The organism is Pedobacter sp. UBA5917 (assembly GCF_002432345.1).
Lineage (GTDB): Bacteria > Bacteroidota > Bacteroidia > Sphingobacteriales > Sphingobacteriaceae > Pedobacter.
In genome coordinates this window covers 1-23,846 of the sequence record NZ_DJDT01000261.1, presented here as the reverse complement: position 1 = coordinate 23,846, position 23,846 = coordinate 1, and the positions used below count along the sequence as shown (strand labels likewise).

Below are 23,846 nucleotides of genomic sequence, written 5' to 3'. Positions count from 1 at the left end.
CAGGTAGACTCCGTAAGTCTGGCGAAGATAGATCTCTTCGCTATGCTCCGGTCGAGATGACGATCGCTTTATAGCCAAAAAGACCCTGAAATAAATTCAGGGTGACGTTTAGGAAGGCCTCCGAGGTCTCGCCATGGTACTTCCCTTTTAAAGACCTCATAGGTTATAAGCATATTGCCAATAAACCTATGAGGTCTCATTACATTTGCTATAAACGCAAAAAGGGCCCTGGCATACCAGAACCCTTTTTGTTTCTACTCGCGAAATATTATTTTCCAGAGTTTTTCTTGTCAGTTACTTCTGCACGGATTTCTTGTGCTAAAACTTTAAGATCTTGCATTGCTTTACGCACACGAGTACCAGCAGCTGCATTGCCAGCATTATAAAATTTTTCTACATCTGCTTCAATAGCAGCAACAGCAGCTTTAACTTTTGAGAATTTTTCCATCGCTAATTGATGTTTTTAAGGTTTAAAAAATTTATTTTTTTCAATAATACATATTTACCTTGAATTAACAACAGAAAGCAAATATTTATTTGCAATAAGTTTTGCACATTTTCACAATCAAAAAAATGCCCTGGCACTTATTGCAGCCCCATTTTTTACAATTCAAAGATAAAATGTTCTTACTTATCAGAGTTGCTTCGACAGCCTGATCAGGTTATTGAAGGTTTGGTTTGCGCTGTTTATGCAGCGTTCGTAATCAGCCTCGGTAACGCGCTCATTTAACACCGAAACAAACTTTTTCCATTTTGTACTTAGATCTTCGCCGTAAACACCATAATAATTTAAGCCACCTTCGTGTTCTTTAAAATTCGGGTTGGCCAGAATATGCCGTTTAATCACGTTTCCACCCAATGTTGCACCTTCCAATACATATAAAGCACCCAAAACCTCGGCTGTATTTTTTTGTGGAATGAACAATTCAAAATCCAGACCGGGCAAAGTCAAACTATCAATTCCCCAGTAGTTTAAATCTTTTTCCAATGCCGAAAGTTTTAACCTGCTGTTCATTTCGAGCTCGGCAGCAATATCGGCATCGAGCATATTGGCCAGTTTATTTTCTGATTTCTGGTGGATGATATAATTAACGGTTAATAGTTTTTTGTATTGATCGATGCTTAACGAATTGTTCATAATTTCGTTTACAAACATCAGGTTTTCGAGTGCTTTATGGTTTTCGGCAGTTTCTGTTCTCAATAAATTGGCAATCATATCGGGATTATTTATTTTTTAATTTGATCTTAAAAAGAAAAGATCCGGATGTAATACCCGAATCTTTCTATAAATGTTTTATAAATTCTAATTTAGCCTTAAATGTTGGTTAAACCAAAAGTCGTGTACGGAATGTACACATTTTACCAGGTTTTCATATCCATCGGGCTTCGTTAGGTAAGCATTAGCCCCAAACTCTATAGATGCCTTCACATCATCTGGATTATCAGAGGTGGAAAATAAAATTACAGGAATAGTTTTCAGATAAGGAATATCCCTGATAAACTTCAGCAGATCCAATCCTGATAAACCTGGCAGGTTTAAATCAAGCAGAATTAATTTAGGTTTTGTTTTAGTATCGGCAAAATCCTGCAATTTCTGTAAGGCTTCTGCCCCATCTTCAACAATGGTCAAATTTAGTGTGTCTTTTACTTCCTGTACGGCACTTTGCATAAAAAATGCATAGTCCATATCGTCTTCCACGTAAAATATATCTGGCGTTTTCATTTTATCTGTTTTTAAAAGCTACATAAAAGGTAGAGCCCACGTTTAACTTACTCTCGAACCAAACCCTTCCGTCGTGTTTTTCTACAACCCTTTTTACAATAGCCAATCCTACTCCCGTCCCCTCAATATCCTTCACATTATCCATGCGTTTGAACAGTTCAAACACCCTGTCGTAATACCGGTTATCAATTCCTATACCGTTATCCTTTATAGCATAAACAATTTCTCCCCCATCTATATACGCTGAAACTTCTATTTTGGGTTTTTCAGCCATCAGGGAGTATTTTACTGCATTCCCGATCAGGTTGGTAAAAACCTGGGTAATCATGGTTTTATCACCTTTCAAATTGGGCAATTGCCCTAAAATCAGTTCGGAATTGTCTGCTTTAAAAGCCGTCCAAATTTCATTTTTAATTTCCTTTAGTAAAGAATCCATTTCTACCGTTTCAAAAACAATATCCGAACGGCCAACGCGGGCAAGGTTAAGAATTTCTTTGATGAGGAAATTCATTTTATCGGCCCCGTTCAAAATCCTGTCCAACATTTTTCTACCGCCCTCATCAATACTTTTGTTTTTCAGCAGTAGCTCAGTATAGGTTTTAATAGAGGTTAAAGGTGTTCTTAAATCGTGCGAGATGGTATAACTAAAAGTATCGAGTTCTTCGTAAGCGGCCTGCAATTTCTCATTCAGCTGCCTGATTTCGTTGGCTTTTTTATTGATATCGGTAATAATGATCTCACGGATCCTTAAAACTGAAGAAATTTCTTCGGCAAACCATTTTTCGGAAGTATTGTTTACCACCTGCGACCAAATTTCGAAAGATTTTCTTGGAGAAAGGCTCAATAAACCATTTTCGGATGGTGTTGCGGGTTTTTCAGGATTTCCTGCCCAGTTTACATTGCTAATCATTTCGGGCTTAAACCAGATGATCATTTCACCCAGTTCCTTATTTAAGGTACAGGCCAATATCCCCGATGCAATAGCCTTGTATTTTTTTGCTGGCAAGTGGATTTCGGGCAAACGGTGGGTATAATAAATCGATTCGTCACTGGTATCCCTTAACCAATTGGTAAGCTCCCATATTTCATCATCGGTTGGAACACTGCCCAGTGTTTTGAGTTCGTTCTCAAAAATAATGGCAACACCCGATGCTTTGGTTACATCTAAAATACTTGTTTTATGCGTGGTTATCGCTTCAACCAGGTACTTATCACGACCTAAATGTTCGGTAAGTACACGGGCTGTATCCTTAAATTTCGCAATAACTTCTGCATCTTCTTCGTCCTGCCTGTATTCTAGGGCCGATGAAAGAATCTGTCCGATTAATTTGGAACCTTCCCTGGCTTTATAATCAATAAACTTTGGACTATAGTTGTGGCAGGCAATCAGCCCCCATAATTCGCCATGCGAAATCAGTGAAATACTAAAACTCGAATGCACACCCATATTTTTCAGGTATTGGATGTGGATGGGCGATACAGCACGTAATCCACCATTGGTTAAATCAAGCGGTTGGTCTTCTTTAAAGGTAACAATTGGCGAATCGCTGGTATTTACATCTGCAATTAACCTGGTTAAATTCAGTTTATAAAGTTCCCTTGCCTGTTTCGGGATATCCGATGCGGGATAATGCAGACCAAAAAAAGGTTCAAGATTTTCTTCTTTTTCCTCCGCTACCACCTCGCCATGGCCGTCGTCCAAAAATTTATAGATCATGATCCTGTCGTAATCGATCAGTTTTTTAACTTCGAGTGCAGCTCCGCTCAATAATGCAGAAATGCTTTTACCCTGAAGCATAGATGAAGCCGAACGGCCTATCGAACTCTGGATATCATATTGCAGGGTAACCGGCTCAAATTCGAGCAACCAATCATTATTGGATGATGAAATGATCAGGTAAAAGGGATTGCCGTTAATTTCGAGGGGATGCGGACTAACGGCATCGAAACTTTTACGGATAATACCCAGTTTTAACAGGTCTTCAATATTAAATTCGGGATCCTGTTGTTTGATAAAGTTGTTTAGGATGGAAAGCGGTTTTTCCAATAAATTTTTAGCCTGCTCCTGTAAAAAATCTCCTGTATTTTCGCTGAGATAGGTAATGGAGAGGTTGTTCTTATCAACAGCTATAAGAAAACCATGTGATTGAATTTTGCCCGGTATGTGAATGGGTTCTCTATCACAATTGGTTAGGTCTACAGAAAATTGAGTCATATTATATCTTGAATTGCAAAAATATCAGATTTAATGGATTAACAAATATTAAGCCTTATTTTTAAGAATCTTCTTAATTTGACAAATTAGATTTTTGGATTTGTTTTTTATTATATATTTGTTTCAAATTAATAATCAATCCCTGAGCTTGGCAAAGAAAAACATTTTGGTTATCGAAGATAACCATGCAATCCTAGATGTTATTACCCTTATTTTAGAAAGCGAAGCTTTTAATGTTGATGGACTAAATAAAGGATCTGATTTTATAGATCATGTTCACCAGCTTAAACCGGATGTAATTATCATGGATATCATGCTTCCTGATGCGGATGGCAGGGTTTTATTAAAAGAACTTAAAGATACGCCAACTACACAGCATATTCCTGTTTTAATGATTTCTGCCCGATATAATGCGAGCAATTATGCCATTGATGATATCCTTGCAGATGATTTTATGGCGAAACCTTTTAACATCGATGAGCTGATGGATAAAATCTATGCGCTCTTAAAAAAATAAAATCAATCGGCCATTCCCGGTAATTTTATTCCCCCTTGTTTTAGGTTTTTCATCAGGATTTCCAAAAATGAAAGTTTGGTATCAGTAAAACCATGTGCATTAACCCATAAATTCAAACTGATTTTAAATCCGCTGTCTTCGAGGGATGAAACACCTATCCTTCTTTCGGGCGTTTTAAGGCAATCTTTAAATCCATCAACGGTTTTATTAAAAATTGCCACCACCTGATCGTAGTCAATGCCATAATTGAATTTCATTTCGATATCCAACCTCCGGCTTCCTTCCCTACTGATGTTGATTATCACTTCGTTGGACAATTTACTGTTCGGAATTACGACTGTTCTGTTATCAAAGGTTTTAACAATGGTATAAAAAATCTGTATAGAGGTTACGGTCCCTTCCTGACTTTGTGCAATGATATTATCGCCCACCACAAAAGGTTTTAACAGTAAAATCAATACGCCACTGGCAAAATTCTGCAAAGTACCCGATAGTGCCAAACCCGCAGCAACACCAATACCACCAATTAATACCGTTAAAAAGGTAAGCTGGATGCCTATAATCTGCATTACGGTTAGTACCAGCAAAATACGTAAGGTAATCAGCAATAAACTGGTTAGGAATGGCCTTAATGATGGATTTACATCTTTGCGGTGCATACCGCCCTGTATCCATTTACCCAATAGTTTGATGAGCCACAAACCAAGGATAAGAATGGCTACACCTAAAATCAAGGATGGCCCTTTATCAATGATCCAATTGTAAGCTTTATCATAAAAACGATCGATATTAATGGCATCTGGCTTCATAAAATGGGAATTTTCTTAAAAATTAGGGTTTCTTATGTTTAACGGGAGCATCTTTGGTTACACTTACTTTTTTGGCATCTTTTGCCGAGGTTACTTTGTCGTCTGCACCTTTGGCTTTCGAGTTTTTCGAAGCTGTAGCCTTGCTACTTTCTTCGGGGGTTTTTGAGTTTTTCATCATAAATTCAATTAATCTTCGGTATTTAACCAGGCTTTGGCTTCTTCAAGTTGTTCAGGCTTAAAACCTTTCGATTTCCCAGGCGTTGCAACAGTGAAAACGTCGGTAAACCATTCAACACTTTTTTCGGCACTAACCACAGCAATTTTTTTCCATTTGGTAAAATTCTGTAAACCGGCCTTAATATCCTGAATCCAGGCGCCAGCCGTAAAATTCTTCACATCTGTTTCGAGTACGAGCAGGTACCTGATTTCTTTAAACCTTTGCGCGGTCCGTTTCAGGCCGGTTAATAGTACATCTTTTACATCATCACTGGTTACTTCTCCAGTTGCCCTTACGCCAAAAATATGATCTGGCAGTCCGGTTATTTCTGTTAACATATCTCTTCTATTTTATAGTAGAACACGTTAATTCCTCAAGATGTTTGCTTCTTTTGGTAAATTCTGAAAAGTTGTGAACCAATTAAAACTCTTATCTGATTGATACTGTTATAGAAACGTATTCAATAAACATAAAAATAAACCTATGAAAACCAATTTATTAAAACTTGGCACATTGATATGTGGTGTAACCGTTTTGCTCTCAGCCTGTACGAGTGGCACAAAAACAACAAGTACAACAGATTCGACCATAATCGACTCGACCGCGGCAGCAGGATTGAAACCTGCCGGCCCGGCGCCTGAATGGGGAAAGACGATTAAACCTGAAATGCAAACGGTAATAGAAAAACTGGCTAGCTATGGCGACAAACCCATTGAAACCCTAAGCGCTACCGATGCCCGTAAAAACCATACACCAACCGATGCGGTGATGGATCTGGTGAAACTGAATAATATAAGCATACCAACGCCAAAAGTTGATACGATGGGTAAAGATATTGATGTTAACGGGGCAAAAATCCACTTGCGTGTTTATACTCCTAAAGAAGGCAGTGGGCCTTATCCTTTAATTGTTTATTACCATGGCGGTGGTTTTGTAATTGCCAATCTTGATGTTTATAACGCATCGGCACAGGCCCTGGCCGAACAGGTTGGCGCCATTGTGGTTTCGGTAGCTTACCGTTTGGCGCCCGAAAATAAATTCCCAACCGCGCACAATGATGCTTTTGCAGCATACGAATGGGCCATAAAAAATGCTGTTGACTTAAAAGCCGATCCTGCTAAAATTGCTGTAGTTGGCGAAAGTGCAGGTGGTAATTTAGCGGCCAACGTATCGATTATGGCCAGGGATAAACACATTATGGTTCCGGTGCACCAGGTTTTGGTTTACCCGATAGCACAGACAAACATGGATACCGAATCGTATAAAGCTTACGAAAAAGCAAAACCTTTAAATAAAGCGATGATGGGCTGGTTTACGGAAAAATACCTGAATACCATGATTGAAGCCCAGAACCCAAAAATATCGTTGGTTAATGCCAATTTAAAAGGTTTGCCACCAACAACCATTATTACGGCAGAAATTGATCCCTTACACGATGATGGCGTAATGCTTGCCGATAAATTAAAAGCTGCCAGCGTAAAAGTAGACAGCAAAAATTATGAAGGGGTAACACACGAATTCTTCGGAATGGCCATTGTGGTACCAGAAGCGAAAGCAGCACAGGCTTACGCAGCCGATCAGCTAAAAGCGGCGTTTAGGTAGTGCGAATAAACTGGAGCGGAAACCGCTCCAGTTTATTTTGTTTGGCGTTTGGCGATAAGCGTTTAACATCGTGTCAAAAACTCACACCAAATTCATCTACAATGGTTGTTGCTGGGTTACACAATGAACCATGCCTCCGTTTGCGAATAAATTACGGCAATCGATCCCTACAATCTTTTTATCAGGGTATATTTTTTGAATAATGGCATTTGCAACAGCATCGTTAGGATCATTGTAATTGGGAACCAAAACCCTGTTATTGGCAATATAATAATTGATGTAAGAAGCTTTGCCCAGGTTTTTACCATAAGTTGTAATCACATCTTTTTTTGTAAGCGGCACTTTTATAAACTGATAAGCACTATTGTTTTTTGTTGTAGCTGCATATAAGGTATTAACATCGTTTCGCGGAACCTGCCAATAATCCAGATCTTCTTCGCTCATAGTTATAATTGTTGACGGATTTGCAAATCTTGCGAAACCATCTATATGCATATCTGTAATCTCCAAACCAGCTTTACCTTCGAGCCAGATAAATTTAGTAATGCCCAGATATTTGGTAAAGATCGCTTCTGCCTGCTGCTGGGTCATGCCCGGATTTCTGTTTTTATTTAAAATTGAACTTTTGCAGGCCATTAAAACACCTTTTCCATCTACTTCAACACTTCCTCCTTCATTTATCATTATGGCATCGAGTGCGATTTTCTGGATATGCTGCTCTGCAGCAATTTTTGAAGGTATAACATTACATTTTTCAAAATCTGCTTTTTTACCCCAACCGTTAAAGCCCCAATCTTGGATAAAAAGCTGACCATTTTTATCCTTTACATAGATGGGGCCGCTATCCCTTATCCAAACATCATCTGTAGGGTAAATTTTAAAATCAATATTGTTGAGCGGAACATCGGCAGATTTGAGTAAGGAGATAATACGGCCCTTTTCTGTCTCATCATAGGCGATTAAATGTACCCTTTCGCTCATGGCCAATTCTTTTGTCATCGCTACCCAGGTAGCGTCAAGCCTGTTTCGGTAAGTTACACCATATTGATATTGATGGGGCCATTGCAGCCATGTACCTTCATGCCTGGCAGATTCATCAGGCATAGTATAAACAACATTGGTATCTAAAGGTAACGAAACATCATCTAACTCGCCTTTGCACGACAATAGAACAGCAGGTAATAACATCAGTATAATTCCCATTTTTTTAATAGTTAATATCATTTCAGATCATTTTTTTATGCAGCAAAACTAACTTGCCAAACATTTTGAATGTTGTCCTGAATTGACAATTTTACTTAATTGGCAAAAGTATGGCTGTTAACTGCCCGTCTTCTTGATCTGTATTATCAATGTGCTTTATATATTTTTCGATAATGGGTGTATGCGCAAATTCGAGCCCGCTATCCAAAATCCATCCGGCGTATATTTTTCTATAGGTTTCATCTATAGTTGCATAATTGCCCTTATGCATAAACTGGGCATACTTACCGCCGAATATCGTTTTTGAAGGAAGTTTTACCATTTTGGCAGGTTGAGAAGCACATGCATCGTATCTGCAGCTTAATTCTTCCTTTATTAATGGTTCATCGGCAATTACCCCAAAATAATCGCAATCATAATCTGGAAATATATGTTTTGTGAAACCTTCCCATAAGTATTCGATATCAGCATTTAAATATGGTGTGGAGGTGCTTTCGTAATAAACTTTTAATGGCTTAATGTATATCATTTCGGGTTTCAACCTTTCCTCAGATACCACTGGAACCAGGTTTGTTTTCACAAATAATAGTTCTTTGTTTAATCTGGCCTCTTTAGGCGAGGCGCCAAAATACAGTTTAAATGCTTTTGAAAATGATGCAAGATTTGAAAAACCAACCTGAAGTGCTATCGCCGTGAGGGTATCTTTGGTATAAAGAATAAGCTTGTACGCATTCTCTACTTTAAGCCTTTGCTGGTAAGCTCCGATTGTTTCGCCACAGCTATATTTAAAAATGCGCTGAATATTCCGGTAAGAATAATTTGAAACCTCTTCCAGTTCTTTTATTGAAATGTTCCTATCGTAATTATTTTCAATAAGGTTTAATACATTATAAATGCAGTACAGATTCACGAATTGATTGTTTTTATTATTCCAACGAAACAATTTAACAAAAAACAACCAAAAAATAAATTATGCCCCTTTCTTCGATCCCAAGCTCTGCATCAACTGGTCGTAAAGATCATCGCTAGATGCTTTTTGAGGTTTCATTTTTTTAACCGTAGCCCGTTTACCTTTGGCTTTTGCACGGATTATTTTTAATAGTTCGTTACTATAATCATCCTTAAATGCACTCAGATCAAATTTCGAACTGTATTGTTTAATCAGCGCCAAACCCACATCCATTTCTTTTTTGGTAATAGTGATATCGTCTGCCTTGTTTATCTCAGATAAACTCCTGATTTCCTGCTCGAACCTGATTTTAGTAATAACAATAACGTGCTCCATCGGATGGATTACACATAGATTTTCGGTATTTCTTAGTACAAAACGTGCTATACCTGCTTTTCCGGATTTCTCCAAAGCCTTCAGCAATAAACCATATGCTTTTTTACCCTGTTTTTCGGGCTCCGTATAATAAGAGGTTTCGTAATAAATCGGGTTGATCTCTTTAAGGTCGACAAAATTCTCGAGCTCGATAATTTTTGTTTTTTCGGGTGCTGCTTCTTCAAAATCGTGTTTATCCAAAACAATGTATTTATCTTTCAGAAAATAGCCTTTAACAATCTTCTCGTAAGGCACTTCTTTGTGGGTGTTTTCATTTACCCTCAAAAACTTAATTTTAGCATGATCGCGTTCATCAAGCATATCTAAATCGAGGTTACTGTTCTGTACCCCCGAGAACAGCTTAACCGGAATGTTTACCAAACCGAAGCCGATCGAACCTTTCCAAATTGATCTCATCGTTAAATATTTACATACTAACAAGCGCTTAAAAAGATTGTTTTGGCTTTATCCCTATCAAATGGAGCAAAGTGGAAACTATTTAGGATATACAATGTTATTCAAGTATCAACCTTATTTGAAATTATGAAAATAGCCTATATTTCTACCTATCCTCCACGCGAATGTGGTCTGGCTACTTTTAACCAAAACCTGGTTAATGCATTAAGTTTAAATCCCGATTATAATCCCGAAAGCAGTTTTGTTGTTGCGTTAAACGAATCGGATGATGTGAAAGAGCACAATTACCCTAAAGAAGTGAAATTTGTAATCCGCCAGCAAAGCCAGCAGGATTATATTGAAGCAGCAGATTTTATCAATAACAGCGACGTAGACAGCTGTATTATCGAACACGAATTTGGCATTTATGGCGGTAACAGCGGTGTTTTCCTGTTGTCGTTAATTAACAGGCTAAAAAAACCTTTCATTACCATTTTGCATACGGTTTTAAAGGAGCCAAGTTTTATGCAGCAGACCATTATCAAGGAGATCGCAATCAAATCTTCTAAAATTGTGGTGATGAGCAAAAAAGCAGTCATGTTTTTAACCAGCATTTATCAGATCCCAAAGGCATCTATCAAATTGATAGCGCATGGTGTACCTGATTTAGAGCCAATTCCAAATAACGAAATTGCAAAGAGCGAGCTTTTTAAAAACCGTAAAGTGCTGTTTACTTTTGGACTGATTAGCCGTAATAAAGGATTGGAAACCGTAATTAAAGCCTTACCTGCCATTGTAGCCGAAAACCCCGATGTTTTATATGTGATTTTGGGCAATACCCATCCGGGCGTTGTAAAACACAACGGTGAAGAATACCGCGACAGTTTAAAGGCACTGGCAAAAGATTTAGGCGTAGAAAACAACATTGCTTTCGTTAATAAATTTGTTTCGGAAGAAGAACTGCACCAATATTTAACGGCATGTACGGTATATATTACGCCGTATTTAAATGAAGCGCAGATTACCAGCGGTACTTTATCCTATGCCGTTGGCGCAGGTGCAGCAGTGGTTTCTACTCCTTACTGGCATGCGCAGGAACTGTTGGCCGATAACAGGGGAAAATTGTTTGATTTTAAAAATGATTCACAATTGGCTGGCATTGTAAACGAACTTTTAAGCGATAAGGTCAAATATCAAAAACTGAGACAGAATGCTTACGAATATGGCTTAAATCTCCGTTGGCCAGCTATTGGCACCGTTTACCTTAATGTGCTGAATGAGGCCATTACAGCAGGTAAAAAAGCAGAAAGGGTTACTCCTCCTATCATTGATGTGGAAGCCATGCCTGTTCTTAATCTCAACCATATTTCTTTATTAACGGATGATACGGGGATTATACAACATGCCAGGTTCGGCATCCCTAACTTAAAGGAAGGTTATTGTATTGATGATAATGCCAGGGCTTTGATTATGGCTTTAATGGCTACAGAACAGGGGGAAAATCCAAAAGCGCTAAAATTTATGCCCGTTTACCTGAGTTTTATCCAGTACATGCAAACCGAAAATGGAAACTTCAGGAATTTTTTGAGTTTCAACCGGAATTATTTGGATGAAGTAGGTTCTGAAGATTCGTTCGGCCGTACGATATGGTCGCTGGGTTATCTAATTTCCAGTGGGCCAAATAATTCGTACAGGGAGTTTGGCAGGGAGCTATTTTCGCATTCTATTCCGCATTTCTCAGCATTAAAATACATCAGAGGCAAGGCGAATACCATTATTGGTTTGGCGCATTATTTATGTGCACATCCTGGTGATGAACAGATAATTAAAGAAATCAACAATCTTGCCGGCTCACTGATAGATTCCTATAAAGGAAACAAAGATGGCGATTGGCATTGGTTTGAAGATATCCTTACTTACGATAACGCAATTCTCCCCTTGGCTTTGCTTCATCACTATGAGGTGACGGGAAATGCCACATCGTATAAAATTGCGATGGAAAGCATTGCATTTTTAAACAGTTTTTCATTCGAAAACGGTTACCTTAATCCGGTTGGGAATGCAGGTTGGATGAAAAAACACGGCAAAAACCCAATCTACGATCAACAGGCTTTAGAAACAATGGCCATGGTTTTATTATATGCTAAAGCTTTTGAAGTCACCAAAGATGATCAGTACCTTAATTTAATGCACATCAGTTACCAATGGTTTTTGGGTAAAAACAGCCTGCACATTCCGTTGTACGATTTTGAAACGCATGGCTGTGCAGATGGTTTGCAGTTTAACAGCGTAAACAGAAATCAGGGTGCTGAAAGTACGTTGGCTTATTTCATCTCGCACCTGGCTATTCTTAAAGCTGCAGAAGCTGAATACGAAACCCTATCTTCCCCCTTAGTAGAGGTAGATAAATATAACTAATTTTCAGACCTCGCAGGTCTTCGGAACTACTTCTGGTCGTAGCGTCTCGCTACGACCTAAATATACACTTTACAAATAAAATTTTTCTAATTCTTAGCGAGACGCTAAGACTAGAGGAGGACGAAAACCTCGCGGTTTTTTAAAACCTGCGAGGTTTGAGCATTAGTTATTTTCCAATAACTTACTCAACAACAGCTCCAAATTTACGGTAGCGAAGGAAGAACTATAATCCGATAATCCATAAGGGATTATCAATTCGCCATTGCTGATAATCGATCCGCACGAATACACTACATTAGGCACATAACCTTCGCGTTCGTCGTTATTCGGGATAATTAACGGTTCTTTTAAATGGCCAATTTCTTTACTCGGATCTTCCAGATCCAATAAACTTACGCCGATGCAATACCTGCGCATTGGGCCAACACCATGTGTAATTACAATCCAGCCTTTATCCGTTTCAATCGGAGAACCACAATTGCCGATCTGCACCAGTTCCCAATCATAGCGTGGCTGTTTTAAGAGGATCGGGTTTTCCCAAACATTTACCTTATCCGAAAACATCAGGTAATTGTTCCAGCCATCTATCCTGCTCATCATTACATATTTGCCCTTTATTTTCCGTGGAAACAATGCCAAATTCTTATTCTGCGCACCATCGCCATAAAGCGGGATTACCTTAAACTCATAAAAATCTTCTGTTTGCACCAGTTTGGGGATAATCAGAGAGCCATCAAATGCAGTATAAGTGGCATAATACAATATTTTACCGTCATCTTTCACAAATTTCACAAAACGGGCGTCTTCAATTCCCTTACGTTCAAATTCGGAAATCGGGAAAATCACCCGGTCAGAAATGTCGGTATCTTTTGAAAAACTAATGGTGTGGTAAGTATCCGATAGCCAGAGCACCTTATCATATTCGATCAGTCGGGCCGGATTTTCTTTATGGAGGCTTTTCGAATCTTTAATGATATTGCTCAAACTGGTATATTCAAATTTATCATCCAGTTTCGATTCTATTTCTTCCAGTACCGAAGGATCGATCTGTGCATAAGCAGCCTTTTTAAGGAACAGTTTTTTTACATAAATGGCATTTTTTACCACTTCCGCTTCATCAACATAATTGCCAACCGGTAAAACCTGTATATTGTTGTTTTTATCAATCAAGGCGCGACGGAAAACAATGGATGAAATGTGTCCCTCGCCTACAGCCCTGAAACTGATGATGACACGTTTCTCGCCCTCTACCAGATCGGTCTGATCTGGATCGTCTACAATACTCGGGTTAAAAAAAGCGGCAGATTCAATCGAATACTCATGTGTAAAATAAGCGCCGATCAGCAATCTGGTATACTCATCTATATCCTCAAATTCGGTGCCGAGCGCAAGAAACTGTTTCTTTAATTTTTTACAGTGGCGCATTAATATTTTGGTAATGTTGCGGTGTCTTTTAGAATATTCCTGTAAAATGGGCGATATCAATGCAAATACCTTTTCATCCGAAAACTCCAAAACTTTCCTGATTACTTCTAATGCACGCTCCTCTCCGTTGAAAAAAAAACGGGCAATCACTCTTTTTGTATCCGGATTAACCTTAACCGGTTTACGCTCTATGTATAATCTCATCGTTTAAGCTGTTTTGGTAGTTGTTTAACGCAAATCCGCAAATTTCCTGCAAATCATAATAACGGTTTTTAAGCCATAATTGTTTATATTATTTACAGTATCCACCATAATCTTTACCTTTAAGCCATTATAATTAAATACAGATGCAGATCGATCAAGCTGACAATAACCACGATACTTACGAGGCCTTACGATTGGCCAAATTAGCTTATTACGATATCCTCGATACACCGGCAGAGCGTGCCTTCGATCAGATTTCGCAACTGGCCGCAGCGGGTTTCGATGTTCCCAATGCAGGTATTTATTTTCAGGCTGGGGAGAAAGCTTTTGTAAAATCTCAGATTGGGTTGCCATTGGTTTTAGAACCTGAATCTGCTTTTTTTGTTACAGCGCCAATTGTATCGCCCGATGGTTATACCGTAGGACAGATTTACGTTGCTGATCATCAGGTCAAAGAAACGAGTGGTAAACAGCATAATATGCTGAAATTACTGGCTGATATGGTGGTTGAAAAATTAGAATCCCGCATCGCGATCCGGAGAACATTCAGGGCTTACGATGACCGGTTGCACGTACTGATCCACGACCTTAAAAACCCAATGACTACCATTCTGCTCCAATCGGAACTTTTGGGACGGATACCAGGTGTTGATGAAAAAGCCACTACTATTGCCAACAGGATTAATACGCAGTCGAAAAGGATGATCGATAATCTAAATGGGCTATTGAGTAATGCCAGAAAGGAAGTACACTCTTTTAAGCCCAAAAAGGAAAAAGTAGACCTGAAAAATCTGATTGAAGTTGCAAAAAATAACCTGGCATTGAATATCGAAAACAAAAAACAACAGGTTATTATTGATATAGAACATCCTGCAGAAATTTTTGGAGACCGGGATAAACTGATTATGCTTTTTAAGGAACTGATGGATAATGCAATCAAGTTTTCACCTATAGGAAAAGAAATTACGATATCGCATCAAACGGCCGAAAATGAAATCACGATTTTAATGAAAGATCATGGCGTAGGTTTAACGGAAGCCGATCTGGATAAAATCTTTCTGAAATTTCCGCGTTTAAGTACTACAGCAACCGATCATGAGAATAATTATGGTTTAGGATTGATTACGGCAAATGCGCTGGTTGATATCCATAAAGGAAAATTATGGGCCGAAAGTGATGGTAAAGATTTAGGGACTACATTTTTTGTTTCGCTACCCATTAAATAGGCTTAGATCAGATAAATCACTCAATCTCATTTCTTCAAGCAATACCCTTTCAGGCAAAGCGGTTCTATGGTACGACCATTTGATTAAACGGATAAAACCATTTTCAATCTCGATTCCGGTAATATCGCCATCACTGAAACAGCAACATCCGCTGTTAAAGTACCAGGGTTTATATTTACCGAGCCGTGGCGGTTTATCTTCTTCTTTAATCCGCTTATGCAGTTCTTCGTTCAATAAAGATACATCTGCCTCATTTTTAGCTTTTTTAGCCTGCTTCAGTTTTACATAAATCCTTTCCAGATGTGTTAACGAAGCAAAAACCGGTTGATGTGTATGACCGGTGATCAAAGCTATGTTATGTTGCTCCGCTACCCAACTGTACATCATAGTATTATGTGCACTTTTAAGCTGGTTATCGTAAGCTGGTGTGTTGGGATTAATCTGAAGATAAGCCTGTAAAGGGCCCCAAATTGTACTTACAAACCATTTGCTAAACCAGTTTCCATCACTCTGTAAATCGCCCTGATGCCCGTGTGTGAGAAAGATATCCAGTTTGCCAGCCCCTGTTGGCATGCGAAGGATTGCGCCCTCATAAATAGGTATTTTCTTTCCATAAATCCTGTTCAGGTTAAAAGCAGCTAAAGGATCATTATCCCAATAAAGGTCGTGGTTGCCGAATATTTTAGTAAACCGGTTTTTAAGGATAAAGGCCTTTTCTGCCTCAAAAGTATTTTTATTGTGTTTGATAACCGATTCCATCAAATTCTCCCAAAGCTCTTCGCTATCTCCTAAATTGATATAATGAAAATCGTGTTGATTATAGTGTTCGAGTGCTTTCAGATAATTCTTTTCGGCTAAAGAAAAATCGTCGGCATAATCACGTGCACCTTTATGCTGATCAGATAGGATGATAAATTTATCGGCAGCAGTAATTTCGAAAATCAGGCCCCGTTTGCCCGGTTCGTTATTAATGGTTTTATACAGTTTACTTAATGCATCATGAATACGTTTACGATCCGGTCTGGAATTATACTTATTCGACATACGGATAATCCAGGCACTGAGTAAACGTTGTAAGAATTTGCGCATGTAAAAATGTGTTTTCGCTTGTGATATCGATTTTAAGATAACAAAAAATATGGTTAATCGTTTTTTTTCCCAACTACTAAAGATCGCCATTTCGAGCGAAGTGCGACGGAGCCGAGAAATCTATTATGAATTAAGATTTTCTGTATAAGTAAACCTCAAGAGATTTGCATTTGGTTCCAATATTCAAAAAATCCATCCTTGTTGACCATATAAGACATATGAGATTCATATAAGCCATAACCGCTACATGTGTTTATTTTAAAATTCTATGTTTTCCAATATACCCTAGAAAATAAAGGATCCTTCACTGCGTTCAGGATGACAGAATACTATGTATTTCTCCGTGTAAATCTGTGCATCCGTGGCTAAAAAAAGCTCATTGGTCATTTGCTATTGGTTGATTGGTTCGCAAAATGACGAAGTTCAACCTATGTGAACCCATACTAAAATTTTATTCCATCAAATAATTTTACTAAATTTGTTAGCATTGAAAAGATCAGGAAGCGCAGATTTACCCCTACATTATGGCCATGTACCACCATGGCTGGCTAAACGTATGGCTGCGCTTGGCCTTGCGATAACTGAAGCCATTATTTTAGAGTATGGTAAAGCCGAAGTGATACGCCGTTTAAGCAGCCCTTTCTGGTTCCAGAGTTTAGGTGCGGTAATGGGTATGGACTGGCATTCATCGGGCATTACCACTTCTGTAATCGGTGCTTTAAAGAAATCTATTAATCCACTTTCAAAAGAACTGGGCATCTATATCTGTGGAGGAAAAGGTAAATACAGCAGGGAAACGCCAAACGAGCTTTTAAGAATCGCTGATAAAACGGGTTTAAATGGCACCGAACTGGTGCGGGCAAGCAAATTGAGTGCAAAGGTTGATAATACCGCTATACAGGATGGTTTTCAATTGTATCTCCATAGTTTTATTTTGAGCAATGAAGGCGATTGGACGGTGGTACAGCAAGGGATGAGCGATAGCAGTTCTACTGCCAGAAGATACCATTGGCATTCGGAGAACCTAAAATCTTTTATAGAGGAACCACATACGGGTATCTGCGGAATTAATCAGGGCAAGATTTTAAACCTTACCTCCAATGATGCGGATAAAACCCGGCAAAGCATGATGGACATCACCACCGAATCTCCAAATAGAATGCTCGGTGAAATACAAAAACTGGTATTGCCCAATCATCATGATGTAAGATCGAAGGATATAGATCTAAAACGCTTGGGTAGTATTTTATGGCTGGCACAGGAAAAGAAACCAGGCGATTTTGAAGAATTGTTATTGCTCGAAGGTATGGGTCCACGCACATTACAATCGATGGCTTTGGTAAGTGAGGTAATTTATGGTACACCATCGCGTTTTAACGATCCGGCACGTTATTCTTTTGCCAACGGAGGTAAAGACGGACACCCCTTCCCTGTTCCAGTAAATGTATTCGACGAAACCATAAAAATTTTAAGGAGTGCGGTAGAAAAGGCAAAAATAGGAAATTCGGATAAGCAGCAGACCATAAAATCATTGCATCAGATTGCCCGCAATGCAGAAAACGATTTTGTACCCAATATGGATTTTGAAAAAGTGATTGCAAAAGAACGGGCAGATAGCTGGAAATATGGTGGCAGAACTGTTTTTGGAAAAGAAAAACCGCCTGGGCATGCGCAATTGAAACTGTTTTAAATACCTGGTTGCCTGAGGACGCATTTGCACCGCTAAAAACAAAGCCTAGCATAATTTGTTAAACTAAATCAATTAACAAAATTATTATGGAAAAGCTATATACGGCTGAAGTTACAGCAACCGGAGGAAGAGACGGACACATTAAATCTGGCGATGGAATTTTAGATTTCGACTTAAGAAAACCAAAAGAACTGGGCGGACAAGGTGGTGCAACAAATCCGGAAGAATTATTTGCGGCAGCCTGGGGGCCATGTTATTTAGGTGCATTGGGTTCTATAGCCGAACGTGATGGCGTTGATGTGAGTGAAGCAAATGTTAAAGTATTGGTTTCGTTTAATAAAGATGGAAATTCATTTGTACTTTCAGCCGACCTTGATGTACATATCCCTGGTATTTCGCACGAAGAAGCACAGGCATTGGCAGATAAAGCGCATAGGGCCTGCCCATACTCAAAAGCTGTAAAAGGAAATATCGAGGTAAGGGTAACGGCGGTTTAATAAAAAGCATCGTCATCTCGACTGCAACGTAGTGGAATGCCCGCCTGCTTCGGGCAGGGAGAGATCTATCTTGAGATACATATTGATTTTCCTATGTTGCGTCAGTTGTTTCCAGCTGACGCAAGAGCAAAAAAAGTCCCGATTAAATTCTAATCGGGACTTTTTAATTTGTTGGATGGTAATATCCGACAACATAATTAATGTCAGTTAGAAACAGCCGACATTACGAAAATATGGGTTAAATAGCTTCTTCGGCTATTCTTGTATTAGCTGGTCGGCCATTTTTAAAGGCATCGCGGGTTTTTAAGCCTAAAAGTTCAAACATTGCCATATCATCCACAAAAGCAGGATTTGGCGTAGTTAATAATTTATCACCTGCAAAAATAGAACTTGCGCCTGCCATAAAGCAGAAAGCCTGCTCAAGCGTACTCATTTCGTTTCTACCTGCCGATAAACGTACAACCGAGTTTGGCATTACAATACGTGCTGTAGCAATCATCCTCACCATATCCCAGATCGGAACACGTGGTTGATTTTCAAGCGGCGTTCCCTTTACCGGAACCAATGCATTAACCGGAACCGATTCTGGATGCGTTTCCATGTTTGATAGCGTCTGTAACATCGCAACACGGTCTTCAACTGTTTCACCTAAACCGATGATACCACCGCTACAAACGGTTAATTTTGCTTTACGCACGTTTTTGATCGTATTTAAACGGTCGTCGTATGTTCTGGTAGAAATAATCCGTTTATAATCATCTTCTGATGTATCAATATTGTGATTGTAAGCATATAAACCGGCATCAGCCAAACGTTGTGCCTGATGTTCGGTAAGCATACCCAGGGTACAGCAAACCTCCATGTCCATATCGTTTACCGCTTTAACCATATCAATTACACGGTCGAAATCGCGGTTATCGCGTACTTCGCGCCATGCAGCACCCATGCACAAACGCGATGCACCACCCTCTTTAGCTTTTACCGCAGCACTAACCACCTGGCTCACCTGCATCATCGGTTGTACTTCTACATCGGTGTGGTAACGTGCAGCCTGTGGACAGTAAGAACAATCTTCTTTGCAACCGCCGGTTTTAATGGAGATTAATGAACTTACCTGAACTTCGTTATAATCTTTATTTTCTCTGTGGATGCTTGCGGCTTCGTAAACCAGGTCTAAAAATGGCCTGTTATAAATTTCGTATATTTCTTCTTTTGTCCAATCGTGTCTTGTCGTTTGCATGTGGATCAGATTTTACAGATTTAATTATTATGTAGTCTTAGTTAATTAACAGGATCCGGATTTGGTTTACAGGCATCAATCCTGCAATCCTAAAATCGGGCAAATCCTGATTATAGTAAAAGTTTACTGGCCAAACCTAAAATTAATAGGAAACCAAAAACGTCGGTAAAAGTAGTAATAATTATAGATGATGCAATGGCAGGATCGATACCAACCCTTTTTAAAATAAGCGGAATACCTGCGCCTGTAATGCCTGCAATAACCAGATTACCCGTCATAGCCAGGAAGATAACTAAACCGAGCATCGGGTTTCCATCAAAAAAGAAGGCAAAAATAAATACGATTAATCCATTGGATGCACCATTGATCAAGCCTACAGTAAACTCTTTTAAAACCGTTCGGTAAGCCTGCTTATCTGTTAAATCGTAAAGCGAAATACGCCTAACCGTTACCGCAAGGGCCTGTGTAGCAGCATTTCCTCCCATTCCGGCAATAATCGTCATATAAGCCGCTAAAGATGGAATCAGTTTTATGGTCGGATCAAAATAACGCACCACAGATGAAGCTAAAAAGGCCGTTCCGAGGTTGATAATGAGCCAGGGCAAACGCGATTTTACCGCTTCTACCCAGTTACCACTTAATTCCTCATCTTCTGATACACCCGATATTTTCAAAATATCTTCGGTACTTTCGGCCTCCATTACGTCGATCACATCGTCGAAGGTTACCCTTCCCAATAATTTCTGATGTTCATCAATTACCGGGATACTGGTTAAGTTATATTGGGAAATGAGGTTGGCTACCTCCTCCTGATCGGTATCAGGATGAACGTAAACGGCATCCTCTTTAACCAGTTCGGTTATTTTTGCATTATGTTTTGCCTTGATAATGTCTTTTAACGAAACAATGCCTTTAAAAATTTCCTCATCATCTACCACGTAAATGGTATAAAATTCTTCCATTTCTTCACTTTGGCGGATAATTTCGTCAATCGCGTCCTTTTTCGTCAGGTTGATGTTCACACAGATCAACTCTGTATTCATCAAACCACCCGCGGTTTTTTCGTCGTAGGTTAAAAGGTTACGGATCTCGGAGGCATGATCTTCGGTAAGGTCTTCTAAAATTTCCTTCTGCTCATGGTCTTCCAGCTGGGAGATGATATCCGTAGCATCATCATAATCCAGTTCCTCAACAATTTCGGTACGTTTATCGGGATGGAGCTCAAAAAGTAAATCTTCGGGATGGGATTCTTCATCCATTTCCGAAATAATCTCGGAAGCTACTTCTGCCGGGAGCAGGTTGATAATATGCCGTTGTTCGGATTTATCCAAACGTTCGAACAGGATCGCGATTTCTGAGGCATGATACTCCTCTAAAACTATTTTTAAAGTTTCATCACCGGCTAAAATTGCATTTTTAACCTTGAGTACGTCGCTTTTATCTATTTCGAATGACTGCATCTATAACCTAACCAAAAACGCCCTAAAGCTACTAATATTAAAAATTGATTTATTAAAATCCTGTATTATCTTTCTTGTATTGTTAAACAATAACTTTATTTTTTGTATTCAACATTTCAAGGTGTTTTTTTGGATTAAAATCTTCTACAAATCCACTATCAATTCCAAGCTGAAGAGCTTCTTTTAAAATCTGGAGTTTATTCTCCTCATCCTCCAACAGTCTTAAGCCTGCACGAATAACTTCACTTACATTTTTAAACCTTCCTTGAGCAATTTTTTGCTCAACAAAATTTTCAAAGTAATCTCCCAAAGCGATAGATGTATTTCTTCCCATGCTATTTAAACTAAATAATTAAAGTTACCAAAAATTGGTACATTTTAAATTAAAGTTTTATTTGCACCAGCCCTCAACAAAAAAAATACGATGAGTTTAATCATATTCACTCAATTAAATACTGATTCGAAAATTAAACTAACTCAGTCGTTATGCTGAACTTGTTTTATTAGTCGTTTTTATAGTTTTAAAGGTCTAATAGCTACTTCGTGGTCAGCATCTTTTTTGCTCCGTAGACCCTGAAATAAATTCAGGGTGACGGCTACTAGAGATGTATCAAAAGCAAATCGATATCTGCAGATAGCAAAACGTCACTTAAACCAACCCTTGCGCCAAAAATAAATTACCTGCACAATAGCAATCACGCCCATCACTATCCAGGTATATAAATAACCGTGGGCTGCATACAGCTCGGGCATATTATCTTTCAATATTTTGCCAGTTGCGGGGTCTTCCCTGCTAAAATTCATCCCATAAATACCTGCAATAAAGGTTAAAGGGATAAAAATTGATGAAATAATGGTCAAAACCTTCATAATTTCGTTCATCCGGTTACTGATGATCGATAAATTCATGTCGATATTGGCAGAAGCAATCTCCTTTAACGATTCGATAAAATCAATAATCTGGATGCAGTGATCGTAAGCATCTTTCATATAGGTTTTGGTAAGATCAGAGATCAAAGGGCTATCCGTGCGGATAATATCATTCAGTTTGTCCCTTTCCGGCCATGCCACTTTCCTGATCATGATCAACGATCTTTTAATGGCCTGGGTATCGTACATGATCCGCTTATCCGGGTGATCGTACAAGCGGTCTTCTATCGCATCCAGTTCTTCGCCCCAGAAATTTAAAAGGGTGAAATAATTATCAACGATCACATCCATAATGGCATACATTAAATAACTGCTGCCCCCAATGCGGATGTTACCCTTTCCTACTTCCAAACGTTTCCTTACCGGATCGAAACAATCAGCATAGGTTTCCTGAAAGGTAATCAAAGTACGTTCCGATAAAATAAATGAAATCTGATCGTTGCAAAGCGTTTCATCTTCGCCCAGATACAGGTGCCTGCTTACCGAAAAAATGTACTTATCATTATCATATTCGTCTAATTTTGGCCGCTGGTACGAACTGGTTATGTCCTCGAGCACCAACCTGCTGATGTCCAGTTTCGAATAAAGCGTTTCGAATATATTCGGATCTGCCAATCCTTTAATATCAAACCAGTAATAAAATGATTTATTTTCAATCAGCTTGTCAATATTATTGATATTATCCAGCTTTACACTTTTATAGGTTTTTTCATCGTAGGTATGAAGTGTGATAATCGGCTTTAAAGCCTCTTCATCAATGGCATATAAGCCCGGACTGGTACCAGGTTCGGGTACTTTATAGTGTTTATGGCGATGACGTGGTTTGCTTTTTCCCATTGTGTTACAAATATAGCCGGGCCTGTGGTCCCTGGTTAAATAACAGATCAACAATACTTAAGTTGGGCAAAAATTGATGTTTATCTTCAAAAACCTGATAATATGGCTTGTTATTTACAATATCTTCCTGTTTTTTAGGGTTCATCATCGACCGGAAATCCAGCTCTGGAGCCAAATTATCCAGATATTCGGATGTTAGGTTAAAGATTTTGTTCAGTTTTAACTTTTTGTTCAGCCATTCCAGCAGCTCGAGGTTATAGTCGAATAAAAATTCAAATCTGTTCTGATAAAAGCGTGATAGTTCATCTTCATAAAATTCGAAATAAGCCGAACTCCTATAGCAGGTTTCTAAACTTAGCCAATGCAAACGCTGCCAGTTAAAATCGTAACTGATCCGTACATCCTTCATTTTCGTATGTGTTTTAGCACCTTTAACCACGGGCACGGTTAAATCCAGTTTGCCATTTGGCGAATAGATACTGGCCCTGTTACGGTAAGTTTGCTTGGCTAAATGTTCATGTTTTTCAATTAAAAAATCTTCCCCTAGCTTTTGTAATAAACTAAAATAACCTACGGGTGGAAGATAAAATAATGGAAGTATAGCTGTATTCTGCATTTGAAAATTTATGTTTGTAACTGAAACGTTTTAAAAATAATGATTAAAAGAGGGATTGCGCACGTCGGCGTATTTTTTTTATACCTGCTGTCGCTACTCCCCCTGCCTTTGCTGTTTTTTTTTGCAAGATTACTATATTATCTGCTTTATTACATTATAGGCTATCGAAAAAAAGTTGTCAGGGACAATTTAACCCACTCTTTCCCCG

The 23,846-nt window shown here is 38.8% G+C and carries 23 protein-coding genes; 6 read left to right on the top strand and 17 right to left on the bottom strand.

Annotated features, from left to right (window positions below; translation table 11 throughout):
- Window positions 1-268: 268 nt before the first annotated feature.
- The 4 genes from B2V92_RS17560 to B2V92_RS17545 all read right to left on the bottom strand — a co-directional run bounded on the left by B2V92_RS17560 (window position 269) and on the right by B2V92_RS17545 (window position 3,938).
- The gene (locus tag B2V92_RS17560) at window positions 269-448 is read right to left on the bottom strand and encodes a hypothetical protein (protein ID WP_010602585.1); all 180 of its coding nucleotides are present in this window, start codon (window positions 446-448) and stop codon (window positions 269-271) included.
- A gap of 186 nt (window positions 449-634) precedes the next feature.
- Complete coding sequence (locus B2V92_RS17555) at window positions 635-1,216, bottom strand: biliverdin-producing heme oxygenase (RefSeq protein ID WP_293310548.1); 582 nt, start codon at window positions 1,214-1,216, stop codon at window positions 635-637.
- A gap of 87 nt (window positions 1,217-1,303) precedes the next feature.
- The gene (locus B2V92_RS17550) at window positions 1,304-1,723 is read right to left on the bottom strand and encodes a response regulator (RefSeq protein WP_293310546.1); all 420 of its coding nucleotides are present in this window, start codon (window positions 1,721-1,723) and stop codon (window positions 1,304-1,306) included.
- Between the two features lies 1 nt (window position 1,724).
- Complete coding sequence (locus B2V92_RS17545) at window positions 1,725-3,938, bottom strand: ATP-binding protein (protein WP_293310544.1); 2,214 nt, start codon at window positions 3,936-3,938, stop codon at window positions 1,725-1,727.
- A gap of 148 nt (window positions 3,939-4,086) precedes the next feature.
- Between B2V92_RS17545 and B2V92_RS17540 the strand changes: the two genes are divergently transcribed.
- Window positions 4,087-4,455, top strand: coding sequence for a response regulator transcription factor (locus tag B2V92_RS17540; protein WP_293310542.1), 369 nt, complete (start codon window positions 4,087-4,089; stop codon window positions 4,453-4,455).
- Between the two features lie 2 nt (window positions 4,456-4,457).
- Here the strand turns inward: B2V92_RS17540 and B2V92_RS17535 are convergent, their stop codons facing one another.
- Genes B2V92_RS17535 through B2V92_RS17525 form a run of 3 tightly spaced genes read right to left on the bottom strand, consistent with a single transcriptional unit; the run spans window position 4,458 to window position 5,819 of the window.
- A complete protein-coding gene (locus B2V92_RS17535; protein ID WP_293310540.1) occupies window positions 4,458-5,264 on the bottom strand; it encodes a mechanosensitive ion channel family protein in 807 nt (268 codons plus the stop codon).
- A 22-nt stretch (window positions 5,265-5,286) separates the two neighbouring features.
- On the bottom strand, window positions 5,287-5,442 hold the full coding sequence (locus tag B2V92_RS17530) for a hypothetical protein (protein WP_293310538.1): 156 nt from the start codon (window positions 5,440-5,442) through the stop codon (window positions 5,287-5,289).
- An 8-nt stretch (window positions 5,443-5,450) separates the two neighbouring features.
- Window positions 5,451-5,819, bottom strand: coding sequence for an STAS/SEC14 domain-containing protein (locus B2V92_RS17525; protein WP_293310536.1), 369 nt, complete (start codon window positions 5,817-5,819; stop codon window positions 5,451-5,453).
- 145 nt (window positions 5,820-5,964) lie between these two features.
- Here B2V92_RS17525 and B2V92_RS17520 point away from each other — a divergent pair, with 145 nt between their 5' ends.
- Window positions 5,965-7,083, top strand: a complete 1,119-nt coding sequence (locus B2V92_RS17520) for an alpha/beta hydrolase (RefSeq protein WP_293310534.1) — start codon at window positions 5,965-5,967, stop codon at window positions 7,081-7,083.
- A 96-nt stretch (window positions 7,084-7,179) separates the two neighbouring features.
- Here B2V92_RS17520 and B2V92_RS17515 read toward each other — a convergent pair whose 3' ends face one another.
- The 3 genes from B2V92_RS17515 to B2V92_RS17505 all read right to left on the bottom strand — a co-directional run bounded on the left by B2V92_RS17515 (window position 7,180) and on the right by B2V92_RS17505 (window position 10,027).
- A complete protein-coding gene (locus tag B2V92_RS17515) occupies window positions 7,180-8,286 on the bottom strand; it encodes an agmatine deiminase family protein (RefSeq protein WP_293310532.1) in 1,107 nt (368 codons plus the stop codon).
- 91 nt (window positions 8,287-8,377) lie between these two features.
- A complete protein-coding gene (locus B2V92_RS17510; protein WP_293310530.1) occupies window positions 8,378-9,196 on the bottom strand; it encodes an AraC family transcriptional regulator in 819 nt (272 codons plus the stop codon).
- A gap of 60 nt (window positions 9,197-9,256) precedes the next feature.
- Window positions 9,257-10,027, bottom strand: a complete 771-nt coding sequence (locus B2V92_RS17505) for a Ku protein (protein WP_293310528.1) — start codon at window positions 10,025-10,027, stop codon at window positions 9,257-9,259.
- 126 nt (window positions 10,028-10,153) lie between these two features.
- Between B2V92_RS17505 and B2V92_RS17500 the strand changes: the two genes are divergently transcribed.
- Complete coding sequence (locus B2V92_RS17500) at window positions 10,154-12,424, top strand: glycosyltransferase family 4 protein (protein WP_293310526.1); 2,271 nt, start codon at window positions 10,154-10,156, stop codon at window positions 12,422-12,424.
- A 162-nt stretch (window positions 12,425-12,586) separates the two neighbouring features.
- Here the strand turns inward: B2V92_RS17500 and B2V92_RS17495 are convergent, their stop codons facing one another.
- Window positions 12,587-14,053 (bottom strand): glycoside hydrolase family 130 protein, encoded by a 1,467-nt coding sequence (locus B2V92_RS17495; protein ID WP_293310524.1) that lies wholly within the window; start codon window positions 14,051-14,053, stop codon window positions 12,587-12,589.
- A 143-nt stretch (window positions 14,054-14,196) separates the two neighbouring features.
- On the opposite strand from B2V92_RS17495, the gene B2V92_RS17490 reads away from it, so the two are divergent.
- Window positions 14,197-15,279 carry a sensor histidine kinase gene (locus B2V92_RS17490; RefSeq protein ID WP_293310522.1) on the top strand — a complete coding sequence of 361 codons (1,083 nt, stop codon included), beginning with the start codon at window positions 14,197-14,199 and terminating at the stop codon, window positions 15,277-15,279.
- Here B2V92_RS17490 and B2V92_RS17485 read toward each other — a convergent pair.
- Entirely contained in the window at window positions 15,265-16,368 is a 1,104-nt protein-coding gene (locus B2V92_RS17485) for a metallophosphoesterase (protein WP_293310520.1), read from the bottom strand. The two genes, B2V92_RS17490 and B2V92_RS17485, sit on opposite strands and share 15 nt — an antisense overlap.
- Window positions 16,369-16,855: 487 nt before the next feature.
- Here B2V92_RS17485 and B2V92_RS17480 point away from each other — a divergent pair, with 487 nt between their 5' ends.
- Both B2V92_RS17480 and B2V92_RS17475 read left to right on the top strand, forming a co-directional pair.
- Window positions 16,856-18,058 carry a DUF763 domain-containing protein gene (locus B2V92_RS17480; RefSeq protein ID WP_293310518.1) on the top strand — a complete coding sequence of 401 codons (1,203 nt, stop codon included), beginning with the start codon at window positions 16,856-16,858 and terminating at the stop codon, window positions 18,056-18,058.
- An 86-nt stretch (window positions 18,059-18,144) separates the two neighbouring features.
- A complete protein-coding gene (locus B2V92_RS17475) occupies window positions 18,145-18,555 on the top strand; it encodes an organic hydroperoxide resistance protein (protein ID WP_293310516.1) in 411 nt (136 codons plus the stop codon).
- A 238-nt stretch (window positions 18,556-18,793) separates the two neighbouring features.
- Here B2V92_RS17475 and bioB read toward each other — a convergent pair whose 3' ends face one another.
- The 5 genes from bioB to B2V92_RS17450 form a co-directional block, all read right to left on the bottom strand.
- Window positions 18,794-19,795, bottom strand: a complete 1,002-nt coding sequence (gene bioB, locus B2V92_RS17470; protein WP_293310514.1) for a biotin synthase BioB — start codon at window positions 19,793-19,795, stop codon at window positions 18,794-18,796.
- 110 nt (window positions 19,796-19,905) lie between these two features.
- Complete coding sequence (gene mgtE, locus B2V92_RS17465; RefSeq protein WP_293310512.1) at window positions 19,906-21,255, bottom strand: magnesium transporter; 1,350 nt, start codon at window positions 21,253-21,255, stop codon at window positions 19,906-19,908.
- Window positions 21,256-21,337: 82 nt separating this feature from the next.
- Entirely contained in the window at window positions 21,338-21,589 is a 252-nt protein-coding gene (locus tag B2V92_RS17460; protein WP_293310510.1) for a type II toxin-antitoxin system ParD family antitoxin, read from the bottom strand.
- A gap of 311 nt (window positions 21,590-21,900) precedes the next feature.
- Window positions 21,901-23,022 (bottom strand): magnesium/cobalt transporter CorA, encoded by a 1,122-nt coding sequence (gene corA / locus B2V92_RS17455; protein WP_293310508.1) that lies wholly within the window; start codon window positions 23,020-23,022, stop codon window positions 21,901-21,903.
- A gap of 4 nt (window positions 23,023-23,026) precedes the next feature.
- Window positions 23,027-23,638, bottom strand: coding sequence for a WbqC family protein (locus B2V92_RS17450; RefSeq protein WP_293310506.1), 612 nt, complete (start codon window positions 23,636-23,638; stop codon window positions 23,027-23,029).
- Window positions 23,639-23,846 lie beyond the last annotated feature (208 nt).